Here is a 14,096-nt window from a genome sequence, read left to right as displayed (position 1 = left end):
ATGAGCTTCAAATATCCCCTGTCCACAAACCTTTTGACAAAATATTCAAAGAACTGATTTTATTTACAGCTAAAGCTATTTTAGAATTACCTGTTTTATACGAATACCCGATAATCATAAATTATTTATTCGCCACCGCAAATATAAATAGATATTTTTATTTTAAACTAAATTTATATAAAAAACGCGCAAGCCAATACAAAAAAATACTCAAAATAACGCCACAGAAAAAAAACAAGCAACAATTAATAAGATTTAACCATATTAAGCCAACATAATGTAAGATAAAATAAACCATACATTTTTTTTTGAAGAAACAAGTAAAAAGAAAAAGACAAATAACATTTTACATATTTTAAGCATAATCATACAACCTGTATGATAAATAAATCATTTTGCCTATGCATATCATTTTACAAAAATCCGATGGAATTTATTGCACAAAATTCACTTGAAGGCAATGGCTATTCCTTCTCAATTATACCCGTTAAAGAAAAGCCTTTTCCACATTCAGTGTTCTTATAGCTTTCAAAAGACCTTTATATCAGGAAAGAATTACCACACGAATTTGTTGTCGGTACAGTTTTTTACTACTTTTGCGCCATGGCATTTTTCCACTTTCTGAATAAGAACAACATATCAAAAGAGAGTTTCGAAGCCATTTACAAGACTTATTACTCTCGTTTGTACTATTATAGTTTTCAGTTTATTGCAGACGAGGAAACTTCGAAAGACATAGTAAACGATGTCTTCGAAAAAATCTGGTTACAACGCGACGAACTGAAAGCCGATACCTTGTCTTCCTATCTTTATACACTTGTCCGCAACCGCTGCCTCGACCATTTACGGCACCAGAAAGTTGAGCAGCAGTACGCAGAGCTTTACAAGCTTATCGCAGAAGAAGATATAGATGACTCCGATTGGTACGAAGAGCGGATGACACGGATTGAACAAATCATCGCAGAGTTAGGAGAACCCACCAAGGGTATTTTTACCCGATGCTACTTTCAGCATAAAAAATATGCCGAAGTTGCTCAGGAGTATCACATCAGCAGCAGTGGCGTAAAGAAACACATCATGAAAGTCTTACGGCTGATAAGAGAAAAATTTGACATAAAGTAACCCCGTACAGGTACCCTGACCGCAAGACATAACGTATAAACAATAAAGTTCCGCATCATGAAACAAGATTCCGACGATAAATTAGCTCGTGTCTTAGAAGCACTGGAGAATCCGTCAGCCTTTACCCAAGAAGAACTCGGCGATTTGTTCTCCGACAAAGAGTGTCTGCAAAATGCACGTGCCATATTATATGCAAAAGAAGCTCTGGCAAGACAACAGACTCCCCTGCCCGACGTCGACAAGGAATGGAATGCCTTCGAACACCGTCATAAAAAAGCCCGGGTTCTTCCATGGGTCATCAGTATAGCGGCAGCAGCCTGCATCGCTTTGTTTTTCATTCTGAATACTCCGACAGCAGACGATAAAGGATTGCAGGTCTTCGAAGCCATACAGACTGTGCAGACTGTAAGACAGGAAACGGTAAACGGAGTAACAACAATTGATGTGCCACGAGGTATGCAGAAGCACGTAAAGCTGCCCGACGGCACATGTGTAACACTCAACGCAGAAAGCAGGCTTTCCTACGAAGTTTCCCGTTTCGGCAAAGAGGTACGCGAGGTTACCCTGCAAGGAGAAGGATTGTTTAATGTAGCCAAAGATTCTCTCCATCCGTTCATTGTCCGGTCCGACAAATTAAGTACTCAGGTTTTAGGAACCGTTTTCAATGTAAGAAACTATGCTACTGAAAAGATGAAGATAACCTTGCTTTCCGGTTCCCTGAAGGTCGTTTCTTTGCAGAAGACAGACAGTCTGCTCATCCGTCCCGGCGAACAGGCTATTCTGACCGGCAGACAGGAACTGCGTGCGGTCCGTACAACCCATACCGACGATATCACTTCGTGGAGTGAAGGCAGTTTTTATTTCGACAATCAGACACTGGTAGAAATATTATGCGAACTGGGACGCTGGTACAACGTGAATGTAATATTCAAGGATAAGGAGTGTATGAACAGCCGCCTGCACTTCAAGGCTTTCAGAAAAGAATCGCTTGCTTCCATTGTAGAACTGCTGAACTACGTCAGCAAGAATCCCGTCGTTCTTAAAGATAAAACCATCTTTGTTGAAAAATAATTCAAAATCGTGGTACCCGCTTTCCGGTGTAATTCGTATTGATAGCAAATACTAATTTAAAAAGGACGATTTTATGAAACTAAGATTAGCACAATCATTCTGCTTCATCTTATGGTGCAGCTCTGCCCTGACTGCACAGACCACGAAGGCTATCGACGTAGAATTACACAATGTTTCTCTGGCAGAAGCACTGAAGGACCTTGAAGACAAAAGCGGCACTCATATTCTGTTCGATTACAAGGATATAGAACCTTATCATGTTACTTGCCATGCAGAGGATCAGCCGTTCGAACGGATCATACATGCAATACTGGCAGAAAAGCCGCTCATCTGCAAAAAGGTGCGTGAGAACACATATGTCATTCAGAAATCCGCTGCCATTCCCGAAAAGCAAGAAACAGACTACATACTGTCCGGACTGGTAACCGACTCGCTGAATCAGCCTGTCGATGCTGCCGTCGTCAGTGTGATGAACGCCCGGACCGGTATTCCCGTCAATCAGGGCATCACCTCCGGCAAAGGGGAGTTCCGTATCAAGGCGAAAGGGTATGTACAGCTATACGTCAGTTGTCTGGGATATACTTCTTTTTTAAGCACTGCCTTTCAGGTACAAAGAGATACCACCTTTCACGTCAGACTACAGTCATCAAGCATCCAGTTGGACAATGTGCTCGTCGTTGGCGAAAAGCAGACTCCGTCTGTACGTGTGGTCAACGGAAACACCATATTTTTTCCCAGAAACAGTGCTTTGCTGGCAGGAAGTTCCGCACTGGACATCCTGAAAAAAACACCCGGCATACTGGTAGACGGCAACGATAACATCAGCATAGGAGGCAGAAACGGCGTACTGATTATCTTTAACGGAAAGCCTACTTACATGAAACAGGAGGAACTTGTATCTCTACTGAAATCCATGTCATCCGAAACTGTTACTTCCGTCGAAATCATCAACAATCCATCGGCACAATACGATGCAGAAGGCTCCGGAGGAGTAATCAACATCAACACACGGCGACAACGTACCGAAGGTTATTCATTTTCCATGAACAACGGTATATCTTACTGGGATAATATCCGGCAGAATACCGAACTGGCATTCAGCTATACACACAACAAGTTCAGTCTGATAGGCAATTATCATCACCAGTTTGGATATTACAACCTCGATTACGGCATGCACCGCATCCAGTCGGGAAAGGAGTATTACAGCCCTACACGTGATACCGACAAGCGGAAAACCATAGCCGGAAATCTGGACGTTGAATATAAGTTCAACGACCGGCATCTTCTGGGCGGACAACTTACCGCTAATGCTCTTTACGGACCTGGACAAACCATCACCACTACCGAAATCCGGAATCAGGAAGACCATCAGCTCGAGCAGATTCTGTACGCCCGAAACGACTATTATATGCAGAAAGGGAACCGATACGGAGCAAACATCTATTATATGGCAACGCCGAAAGAGGGCGTGAAATATACAGTCGATGCAAACTATGCATGGTTCGATGGCGGTTCCGGCAACTTGCAGCCCAACACGTATCGGTCGCCCGACGGAACAATCATAAACGACCATCTGTATAAATCGGTAAACAGCAGAAACATCCATATCTATGCACTGGCATACCATCAGCAGCACAAGGTCGGCAAGGGAGAGCTGAAGTCGGGTATCAAGTTTTCCAGCGTACATGCAGACAACGGGTACAATTTTTCCGAAATCATAGACAACAAGGAGATAACAGACGCCACACAGTCTAACGACTTTATCTACAAAGAACAAATTCTGGCAGCATACCTGCTTTATGCGTACCCCATAAACAACAAACTGAATCTGGAAATCGGTCTGAGAGGAGAGCAGACATGGTCTGACGGAAGATTGTTTACCATAGACGGCTCGAACGACAAAGACAACAAGCGCAGTTATCTCAACGTATTTCCTTCCGTCAGCCTGAATTATCAACTGACGGACGAACAGGCACTGTCCTTCAGCTACGGCAGCCGGATAGACCGCCCTGCTTATCAGGACTTGAATCCGTTTGAGTACTTGCTTGACGAGTTATCGTACTGGAAAGGGAATCCTTTTCTTACTCCGCAAAAGACGCATCGGGTAACGGCGACATACAGCAACAGGCATACGTCGGTAGCCGTGGCATATACGTATATGAAGGATTATAAAGCACAGATTACAGATACCTTGTCTACCAACAAGGTTATTATGACGCCCAGAAACATCGGCAAGCAACAGCAGGTATCCCTGACGATCAATCAGGGAATCCAACCGGTTACATGGTGGGACATAAACCTGAATCTGACTGGATATTATGTAAATAAAGATATTGCTTTCGACAGTTACCGGAAGTTCCCCAAAGATGCTTTTGCCGGTATTTTTACCCTGATGAATACATTCCGGCTTCCCTGGAAACTCCAGTTGGAGGTAAACGGATCGTATGCCACCAAAAGACCGGGAGCTTCAAACGAGAAGATGAACCCCAGCGGTTACGTAGACTTGGCGCTCGGCAAGTCTTTCCTGAATAAGCGTCTGACTGTAAACCTGGCATTGACTGACTTGTTCTGGACGAATAACTGGGATAACTACAGCTCTTTCGAAGGATTTCAGCTCTGGAACTGGGGAAAGGGTGAGTCCAGACAGATTAAGTTCAACATTTCCTACCGCTTCGGTAAAGAAAAGAGCAGTTCACATCAACAGGACTTCAAGGAGATAGACAGACTATAAACTGCCTGTACGCCATCCGAGCCATCACCGTGTCGGGGATTGTCTTCATCGTTCTCGGCATCATCATCGTGCTGTTTCAGTATAAAAAGCATGTGCAAAGGTGCAAGGAGCTGCTGGAACAATTTGAGGAGTGATACAACAGCTAATTGACACGGTAGTAATGTTCAAAGCTGGTGAAACTACTGAAACCGTTTAAAAAGTAACACCCAAACAAGTTTGTCACAATGGTAATGTACAAGGCTGGTGAGTTACTCAAATAAAAAGTAGCCGGTTTCTCTGCTCCCGACGGCAAAGAATCCGACTACTTTTTTATTGCTATCCGAGGGGATAATCCATCCTCCGGCAGTTCCTTACTTTCCTTCTGACAAGATTTTCGACTTTACACAACCGACTGCCCTACGTGCCCGATATGTGCCTAATCTACTAAAAATAAGAAATGGTACGTGTTTCTGTAAATTCCGGTTCCGTCTTGGTAGAAACTCTATCCGCTCCATTTTCAGGGTAGTACGTAGTAACCTCCCACGTACGCTTTACCCTACGCTTAGTCCAGTTACCTTGACTGTCCGTTGCAAGATAGGTGTAGCGGCATATCTCAACATCGATGCCATCTTCATAACTGGCAGAAGATTTCATTGTAGAAGGGTATTTACCGGTTCCTTCATACGTATACGTACGTTCCACCGGCATCATCCCATCAAAATACTTATACCGGACAACCCGTCCGCGACTATCAAATTCATATTCAATGGTACCCTCAATACCCTTTTCATCCACTTCCTTGCGCAAGTTACCCTCGCACGTAATCCGAAAAGGACCTATCACATTATCTATCATATAGCGGTCTGCTCCCCGATAAATATACCGGTTTGCTCCATCAGACACCATATTGCCATTTTTGTCGAAGGTAAGCGTTACTTTGCCAGTGGTCACCGTGCGGACATTTCCATACAATCCATGTCCCTGAACGGCTGTGAAAGCAGAAGATGCACCAGAAACGTTCAAAGTAATTGCCGGACAGCTCAAACGTTGCCTTACCCCTTTGCCTGTATTCCTGTTGCCTCTGAAAAATTCCTCCATCGGATCTTTTACCTTCGATTCGTCCGTCTGTCTTAGGTAAGCATCCACACTAATATCTCCGATACGAAGTTTACCTGCATGCAGCGGATAAAGCAACAGTTGTCTAAATACGATTGTCTGGTATTCTTTCCCGTTCCGGGTTTCCAATTTCCATTGGCTTCCCCGAAGGCTTACCGGTTTCACCTTGAAATCTTTGAGTAAGATCTGTTGTTGAAGATTTGCCAGACTATCCACTTGTGCGGTAGTATACAGTTTACACTCCAACACCACAGGACTATTTACGCGGGGAGAACGATTGGATACATTCATCGTTATAAATGCTTCCGGCTTCGACTCCACACTGCCGTTGGAGGAAGAAGGCAGTTTCCCCACAGGCACTACATGGATAGTAAGCTGTTGCGTACGCAATAACTGTCCCTTTACGGTAAGACTGGTAGAAGGGATCACAAACGTTCCGGTTTCAAATGCCTTCAGTATGTAAGTATAAGAGAACTGATAGGTTGGCGAAGCCACTCCACCTGCTTGCTTTCCGGTAGTGATGCGACTTCGTATCGGCCCCATCAAAACCTCAAAGTCCTTCAACGGAGGTTCCCGAAAATACTGTATATCATTGTCCTGAAACTTTTCGGACGAAAGTACAGCCAGTGTCAGCCGGAACTGTGTACCTATTTCCACATACTCTGGTGCAGAGGCCACAAACACGGGATGCTGGTAGGCCCACATTTCCTTTGGCAAAAGGAACAGCATCAAAAAGAACAGCTTAAAATATAGAAGTGTTTTCATTTTATCATCTGATTTTAAATTCGCTGGAATGATTCTCCTGTTTTTTTGTAAATATGTCCATCGTTTCCATCATAAATATCCCCATTGTTGTACGTCAGTCTTGTAGTGATACCTTCCGGATTGATAATGGTATAGTCACCATCCGCAGTCAGCGTGCCATGCGGATTGGGGTATCCGTCTTTATCGGACAATACACCTCCAGGTGCCATGTTGATTTTCAATGCAATAGCCAATACGATAGCGATAATCACTAATATAATGAGTACAAACACCAGACAAGATGCTAAAATGACAATGGAAACAGAGCCCAGTATATACAGTAAACTGGCTGCCAGTGCTGCAAGGATTCGTTTCTTGGCAATCAACTGAATCAAGATGATGCAAACCTGTATTACCTGACAAACGCCTATAATCAGATAAACATAGGTAGGGTCGTAGCCTCCAATTCCACAAATAACCAATGCGATAATTCCTGCCAGCCAAGTATACAACCCAAACTTCAGACTGACAGAAGTGTGCGCTGTATCGGCAATATCCTTCATGGTCATAAGGAAGAACACAAGCAGGTTGATAAGTACATAGATGAAAAAAATAAAGTTCAAGATGACGAACCACCACGAGTGTACAATGGAAGGCATAAAGAACCATAAGGAATTACTTCCCATCTGCATGACATAGAAAAGGATTGTACCTGAAGTAACTGCCAGCAAGATTCCGTTTATCCAAGCCCATCGGGTATCTCCTCTGCCATTTGCAGTCCGAATACGAAGAGTAAGATGACGTATGAATTTACATTCAAACCACATAAGCAAGGCCAGTCCGCAAATCAGATAAACCATCCAACGGTATCCATCTCCTTCCCAGTCCAGAAGTTTGTACCACTGCTTTGCCTGAGCAGCAGAAGCTTGTTCCGACGTTGGAGTTTCTACTGCCGTCAGATACTTGGCTTGCAAATATCCACTGGTACCCTTATAGTCAACACGTACCCAGTCTGAATTTTCTGTGGTTATACCTAAATCGACCGGACATTCTACTATATCTCCATTATTCAGTTTCAAAAGTATAGCCGACGTTGTCGAGGGTTCACTTCTCAAGTTTAAAGTAGAAGTTACATTCACTTTATAGGGATATCCCCAGAAAGGCAAGGATACCAATAAGGCTATCAGAATAAAAAATAATCTTTTCATACAATTTAGTCTTCGTAAGAGAAATCAAAAGGAAGGAAAAAAGTAATAACAAAAAGTAAGGCCATAAATCCGATTTTGAGAATCCATCTGATAAGCAAAATGAACAGAACAAGCCAGATGACAGCAAATATCAGCATAGCAACAGGATGCTCGGACATCCATTCGGATGCCGACAGAGGCAATACGAAAAGTGTTTCCATAGTAAAAAAATGGCTTTCCAGTTTCTTTCCAGCCTTTAATAAAAACATGAGGCGTGAAACTGCAATGCTATATTCTTGCGTTAATCTAAGAGACTCCTATTTTTGTTTTCACAAGACAAGCACATCGCTCCTTTGAGGGCAAACAAGAAAATTCATTACAAATATAGTAAAATATATTTATCATTTACATAAAATCTTTTTGAAAACAATCAACTCTACTACTATTTTTCGATTTTTATATAAAGAGATATCATTTTTCAGTATCATGTGCAAACAGTTATTCGAAAAAACTCCTACTCACATTTCCCTGAGCAAAAACCTCAGCACGTCCGGATGAAAACATAGATAGGAACCTTTAATATGATATGAAAAATTATTCTTTTTCCAAAAAGAAACCCGCCATTGATGTATATATCTCATCAATGACGGGCAAATTCTATTCTTTGATTTTATATCAAACTCACATTATATATGCCTTTATTTTTGTTGGAAGCCGTAACCATTTGTGAATCCACCTGTCGACAATACATTCGGAGTAAACGGCCACAGGTAAATCGGAGCCTTGACATAATCATAGTCGTAAAACAGATAAGTGTAATACTCATCATAATTATCGACCAAAGTCTTTCCCCAGTCTATTCTCGTATATCCTTCAGCTTCAAGTGCCTGTGCCTCGCTGCCATTCGGATCAATATGCTCAAACAATCCCTTAATAGCCACATTAGTAGCTGGAGTTTCAGTTCCATAACTACATCCATAATCTTCCCATGAGTCATTCTGACCACGCCATCCGGGATACATTATCGGATTATCCTTTTTATCAGCCGGACACTCTGTTGTCAGACGATAACCAATCTCAGAACGTGCATCAACCATCTTGGTCCATACATAATTAGAAATCACATTTCCATTAGCAAATTGATAATAACCATTTGACCTCAATCCATCCATCATAGCCTTCGTCATTTCCTTAATGTTACGGATTGCTTCAGGGAGCATACCTGTACGAATCAGAGTCCAACGGCGGTCTCCCTCACCGGCATATTCAAATCCACGTTCCTGAATAACTGCTTTCAACAAGCTTCCGCATTCGGCTATAAAGGCATCCGTATTTGCATGACCATCAGAGAAAGCACGGTTACGAATCTTATCCAGATAAGTACGAGCTTCGGTATCCTCACCCAAAGCAGCACATGCTTCAGCATAACCTAAATAAACTTCAGACAAACGCATATATGGACCATTGATACCTGATTTGCGCTGTCCAGCAGTATACGGACTGGCCATACGGTTTTCATCCCATTTATTAACAGTAATACCACCACCGTCTGCCTTTGAGTTAGGTACTAATGGAATAAGCTTCTCATTTCCCTTACCATCACTTCCAGTTACACAAGCACTGACATCACGTCGCTTATCATTCGGATTGAATATTCCATAATAAAATGCTGGATTGATTCGACCCTGACCGTAAGATTTACAAGGGTAAGCCTTCGAACTTCCACCACTGGAAACACGACCTAACGCATATGGACGTTCAGAGTTACCAATACCTTGAGTCATAGCATATTCATAAATCGACTCATCTGCAAACTCCAGATTATTCATCTGTTGGAAGAAATACTGATAAGGATTCTCATACATTTGACCATTCTTTCCTTCTCCACGGGGATCTGTTTCATGGAAAGTTGCCGTGCCCGGATTATCAATACATTTTTTGAAATAGGTCTGAGCCAGTTCATAATAGTCTTTCCAATCTGTACGACGTCCATATTGAGCATTGTTATTATCAGTACCTAATGTTTCAAAAGTTAATTGATTACCTTCACCATCTGTATAAAAATCTGTGCCCAAATCCAAACGACGTGTATGATAGCCTCCTGCTTCTAAAGCCATACGACCAATCAGACCCTGTACATAATTACGTGAGAAGAAGTTCTTTTGGACTGTAGTATTCTCTCCCAGTCGATACATAACAGGTTCTACCCGAATCAAATCGTCCAAACACTTATCATAGATAAAATCACGAGGACTAAGTCCATTTGCCGGAATTCCACTCTGAACCTGATAAGGTACATCACCAAAGTTACGAAGCAATTCGCGATATCCGGTAGCACGCAAAGCAACAGCTTCTCCATAAAGTTGGGTCATATCTGTAACATTTCCAGCTTCAATATCAACAGCCACCTCACCTTCCATTGCATTAATTATTGCATTCGCACGACTAATGACACTATACAATTGTGTATAGGCGCCCTCCTCTGTTAAATAAGAAAGCAGACCATAACTTCCGGCATAAGTACCATTCTGATACAACGTTTCAGGATAATGACGTCCAGTCTGATTTGTAAACGGTTCTGGATGTCGCTCTATATCAGATCCCGTCATATCAGCACCATAAAACAGTCCAGCACCAAAAACTTGCGTATTTGCACAAGTACGCCAGTTTTCATAAGCTCCGTCCATAGCAGCACGAGCAGTCTCAATATTAGAAAATACCAGATCACTATCTACTACAGAAGGAGAACTAGTTTCTAAAAAGTCACTACAAGAAGTTAGCGGCAAAACACCAGCTACAATCAATGATAATATGTAAATATGTTTTTTCATAATCGTTATCTCCTATTAGAATGTCAGATTCAAACCAAATGTATAAGTTCTTGCCTTAGGATAAGCATTAAAATCGTAACTCGGTGTTGGGAATCCATCACCACCGGCATCATTATCTACATTGACATCAGGATCGATACCAGAATACCCTGTCAGACAGAACAAATTACTACCAGTAAAGTAAATACGTAAATTATTAATCAATAGTTTTTCCATCCATTTTTTCGGGAAAGTATAACCAATAGTCAAGTTCTGCAAACGTAAATAAGAAGCATCTTCAATAAAATCGGAGGAAACGATGCTATATTCAGAATAGAAAACCGGATATTTAGCATTCATATTCATTTCATTCAAATGGTTCGGATCTGTTACCAGATAAATATCTCCACTTTCATTGATATCATAAAGCTTATAAGTATCTTCTATTAATTTCAAACGATTTCCGCCAAATTTATAGTCCTTACCTCCATTCATAGAGCTCATTGCAGTAGCATTATATACATCTCCACCAATCTGATAAGTAAATCCCAATGTAAAATCGAAACTCTTATAATTACCATTGAATGTAAATCCACCGGTATGTTTCGGCATAGTCTTACCAATAATGGTCACATCATCCTCATTCACAACATCATCACCATTTACATTCTCAAACTTCGCTGCTCCCGGAAATGCATTTTGACCAGCAGGACGCTTAAAGCCAGATATTCCAGAAGGATAATTTGCAATACCTTGGATATCAGGTATACCTTCTTTCAGTGTGTAAACTCCTGTAGTTGCATCGTAATTGAAGTCGTCAACTGTATAGAATCCAACAGACTTGTATCCCTGAATCAGACCGACCGGTTGTCCCGTTATAGTTCATGTGCGTATGTCCGGTAATGAAATGCACCTTGTAGCCGTCCAGCACGTTCAGCAACTGCGTCGTGTTCAGCACGTCGTGATCCACCTTGAAGCCGTCCGTCTGCGAAGGATAGAACAACTGCGCGTGCATCACCACCACCAGCGGCACCGACTTGTCCACGTGCGACAAGTCCTTTGCCAGCCAGCTCAACTGCTCAGCCGACACCCGCTTCTCGTAGTCGCGCGAAGTCGTACCGTCGTAATTGCTGCAATCGATGTCATCCAGCACCACGTAGTGCACCTTACCCAAGTTGAACGAATAATAAGTAGGCGCGATGTAATCCATGAAACGGCTCTCCGCATCCCGGTCGTTCGTCGCCTTATAGTCGTAGTCATGATTTCCGATGGTATGGAAAATCTGAAGCCCCTTCACCTGCGAGTTGATGGTATTCAGGTACTCGGGCAGCGCGTAACTGTTGGAATACCAGTACAGGTCCCAGGTCATGTCGCCCAGCGCGATGGCATACATCTTTTCCTGCTGGTGCAGCGCACGGTAAGCATTCAGGTCGCTGGTAAAGTCCATGAACTGTCCCAGGTCGCCCGTACGGTTTGCCAGATGCATATCGCCCAGCACCAGCACCTTATAGTCATCCTGTCCGTCCACCGCCGTCAGCGAGAAGTCCACCCGCTCGGCAGTAGCAGCGTCGCCCTTCATCATCTTGTAGAACTGAGGGAGCACCCCATCGGCAGGCACCTCGTAACCCGCAGGAACAGAGATGAACACATATCCCCACTCCTTGTCCGACTGGAGCTGGTAGATACCCTGCTCGTCGGTCACGGTCACCTCTACGCCGTCCGAAACCACTACCCCCGGCACCGGTCCGTCGGCAGTCGAAACCACCCCGTACACCGTCGTTCCGGCATCCGGCTTCACGTCCGTGCCCTCTAATACATTAATATAAGTAGTACCAATCTGTTTTTTCCGGTCACCACGCTTGATGAACACCCGGTATGTACCGCTCTCACATTCCTCCGAAAGCTCCACGGTAAAACTGTTATCCGAAACACTCACCAATGTACAGGTGTACAACACGCCGTCTGTCGACTCCAGCACCAGCACATCCGACACCTGCGGCGCCTCTCCGTCTTCCACCTGAAAGGTGTATTCACCTCCTTTGCTCACTTCAATCAGCGACGGGCATTCAAACTTGACATTGAAACTGTCTGCTACAGCCGCTGCCGCCTCATCCTTGCTGCATGCCGTCAACGGCAGAGCAGCACCCAGCACAAACCAAACTAAATACGCTGCAAATTTTCTCATTTTATCTTTTAATTGTGAAATTTACCCAACCTGTCCTTATTTTGCTTATAGCCGATACCCGACTGGATATCAAGAGCTTGCAACTACTTAAAAAACCTTAATTTTCATTGTGCAAAATTAGAAGCAGCGTATTTCAAAAGCGAAACACCGATGTGGCATTCCTGTTTCAAAACGGTTAAGTTTGTGATGCAGCATACACACAAAAAACGGGGTGTGAACCACGCCGCGATACCGCAAACGTGAGGTTCACACCCCGTGTCATTTATTATATAATGGTTTCTTTATCTTACAGCGCCCCTCCGTGACGGGGAAAATGATATTAAAATTAATATCAAAAAGTTTGCAAATGATATTAATATTCGTATCTTTGCATTGTAACACATCGTGTGTTATATATTTATAACTCTTTAAAAAGAAAGGAGGCTGGAATGAAATACAACGAGCTCGAAAGGCTGCTAAAGAAATCTGGTTGTAAACTAATGGACGACAGTGGAAGGCATCCCACATGGTACAGTCCGAAAACAGGAAAATATTTTCAGACAAGCCACCATAAATCAGAAGAGGTAAAACCAGGTACATTGAAAAGTACACCATATATTTTTATTTTCTATATTATTATACTTGATAAATTAATTATCAAGACAAAAGACATTATTATGGCAAACAAAAAAATCAACGTCGTTATTGAACGAGGAGTTGACGGCACCTATTCAGCCTTCATTGCTGACAACAACTGCGAATTCGGTTGCATCGGAGAAGGAAAAAGCGTTGAAGAAACAAAAAGCGATTTTCTGGAAGCCGTTGACGAAATGAAGAAAGTGTATGAAATGAACGGAAAAAAGTTTCCTGCCGTAGAGTTCTATTTTATTTATGATGTAGCATCTTTTCTTAATTATTATGCCTACGCCTTCTCACTGGCAGGTCTGGCACGCATTACAGGCGTCAATCAGGGGCAGTTAAGTCACTACGTCACAGGCAGAAGGAAACCTTCAAAAACAACCGTCGAAAAAATTGAAAAATCTCTGCATGCGTTTGCAAACGAGATTGGCGAAATTAAATTCGTATAAACCTAAGAATAAAACAGAGAATCCCGCTCTTTTGCGGGATTTTTTATTCTATACGATCAAAGCCTCCCACGTAACAGTAAC

Annotated in this window: 10 protein-coding genes; 4 read left to right on the top strand and 6 right to left on the bottom strand. The window is 42.7% G+C overall.

Annotated elements, in window-relative coordinates:
- Positions 1–603: 603 nt before the first annotated feature.
- The 3 genes from WKT12_RS04740 (at position 604) to WKT12_RS04730 (ending at position 4,927) form a co-directional block, all read left to right on the top strand.
- A complete protein-coding gene (locus WKT12_RS04740; RefSeq protein WP_340318951.1) occupies positions 604–1,122 on the top strand; it encodes an RNA polymerase sigma-70 factor in 519 nt (172 codons plus the stop codon).
- A 57-nt stretch (positions 1,123–1,179) separates the two neighbouring features.
- Positions 1,180–2,193: a FecR family protein gene (locus WKT12_RS04735; RefSeq protein WP_340318950.1), complete on the top strand. Its 1,014-nt coding sequence runs from the start codon at positions 1,180–1,182 to the stop codon at positions 2,191–2,193.
- Positions 2,194–2,266: 73 nt separating this feature from the next.
- Entirely contained in the window at positions 2,267–4,927 is a 2,661-nt protein-coding gene (locus WKT12_RS04730) for a TonB-dependent receptor (protein WP_340318949.1), read from the top strand.
- A 423-nt stretch (positions 4,928–5,350) separates the two neighbouring features.
- Here WKT12_RS04730 and WKT12_RS04725 read toward each other — a convergent pair whose 3' ends face one another.
- The 6 genes from WKT12_RS04725 to WKT12_RS04700 all read right to left on the bottom strand — a co-directional run bounded on the left by WKT12_RS04725 (position 5,351) and on the right by WKT12_RS04700 (position 12,948).
- Positions 5,351–6,787 carry a BatD family protein gene (locus WKT12_RS04725; RefSeq protein ID WP_340318948.1) on the bottom strand — a complete coding sequence of 479 codons (1,437 nt, stop codon included), beginning with the start codon at positions 6,785–6,787 and terminating at the stop codon, positions 5,351–5,353.
- 14 nt (positions 6,788–6,801) lie between these two features.
- Positions 6,802–7,974, bottom strand: a complete 1,173-nt coding sequence (locus tag WKT12_RS04720; RefSeq protein ID WP_340318947.1) for an SH3 domain-containing protein — start codon at positions 7,972–7,974, stop codon at positions 6,802–6,804.
- A 5-nt stretch (positions 7,975–7,979) separates the two neighbouring features.
- Entirely contained in the window at positions 7,980–8,174 is a 195-nt protein-coding gene (locus WKT12_RS04715; protein WP_340318946.1) for a hypothetical protein, read from the bottom strand.
- A 477-nt stretch (positions 8,175–8,651) separates the two neighbouring features.
- Positions 8,652–10,784: a RagB/SusD family nutrient uptake outer membrane protein gene (locus tag WKT12_RS04710; RefSeq protein ID WP_340318945.1), complete on the bottom strand. Its 2,133-nt coding sequence runs from the start codon at positions 10,782–10,784 to the stop codon at positions 8,652–8,654.
- A gap of 15 nt (positions 10,785–10,799) precedes the next feature.
- Positions 10,800–11,411: a hypothetical protein gene (locus tag WKT12_RS04705; protein ID WP_340318944.1), complete on the bottom strand. Its 612-nt coding sequence runs from the start codon at positions 11,409–11,411 to the stop codon at positions 10,800–10,802.
- A 169-nt stretch (positions 11,412–11,580) separates the two neighbouring features.
- Positions 11,581–12,948: a metallophosphoesterase N-terminal domain-containing protein gene (locus WKT12_RS04700; protein ID WP_340318943.1), complete on the bottom strand. Its 1,368-nt coding sequence runs from the start codon at positions 12,946–12,948 to the stop codon at positions 11,581–11,583.
- A gap of 386 nt (positions 12,949–13,334) precedes the next feature.
- On the opposite strand from WKT12_RS04700, the gene WKT12_RS04695 reads away from it, so the two are divergent.
- Positions 13,335–14,015, top strand: a complete 681-nt coding sequence (locus tag WKT12_RS04695) for a type II toxin-antitoxin system HicA family toxin (RefSeq protein WP_340318942.1) — start codon at positions 13,335–13,337, stop codon at positions 14,013–14,015.
- Positions 14,016–14,096 lie beyond the last annotated feature (81 nt).

The sequence above is a fragment of the Phocaeicola sp. HCN-6420 genome (genome assembly GCF_037890145.1).
Classification (GTDB): domain Bacteria; phylum Bacteroidota; class Bacteroidia; order Bacteroidales; family Bacteroidaceae; genus Phocaeicola.
This window is presented reverse-complemented; position numbering and strand designations above follow the sequence as displayed.

Bases quoted from the DNA above. Each gene is read 5' to 3' on its own strand.
- WKT12_RS04740 (WP_340318951.1), top strand. From the start codon at position 604: ATGGCATTTTTCCACTTTCTGAATAAGAACAACATATCAAAAGAGAGT.
- WKT12_RS04735 (WP_340318950.1), top strand. From the start codon at position 1,180: ATGAAACAAGATTCCGACGATAAATTAGCTCGTGTCTTAGAAGCACTG.
- WKT12_RS04730 (WP_340318949.1), top strand. From the start codon at position 2,267: ATGAAACTAAGATTAGCACAATCATTCTGCTTCATCTTATGGTGCAGC.
- WKT12_RS04725 (WP_340318948.1), bottom strand. From the start codon at position 6,787: ATGAAAACACTTCTATATTTTAAGCTGTTCTTTTTGATGCTGTTCCTT.
- WKT12_RS04720 (WP_340318947.1), bottom strand. From the start codon at position 7,974: ATGAAAAGATTATTTTTTATTCTGATAGCCTTATTGGTATCCTTGCCT.
- WKT12_RS04715 (WP_340318946.1), bottom strand. From the start codon at position 8,174: ATGGAAACACTTTTCGTATTGCCTCTGTCGGCATCCGAATGGATGTCC.
- WKT12_RS04710 (WP_340318945.1), bottom strand. From the start codon at position 10,784: ATGAAAAAACATATTTACATATTATCATTGATTGTAGCTGGTGTTTTG.
- WKT12_RS04700 (WP_340318943.1), bottom strand. From the start codon at position 12,948: ATGAGAAAATTTGCAGCGTATTTAGTTTGGTTTGTGCTGGGTGCTGCT.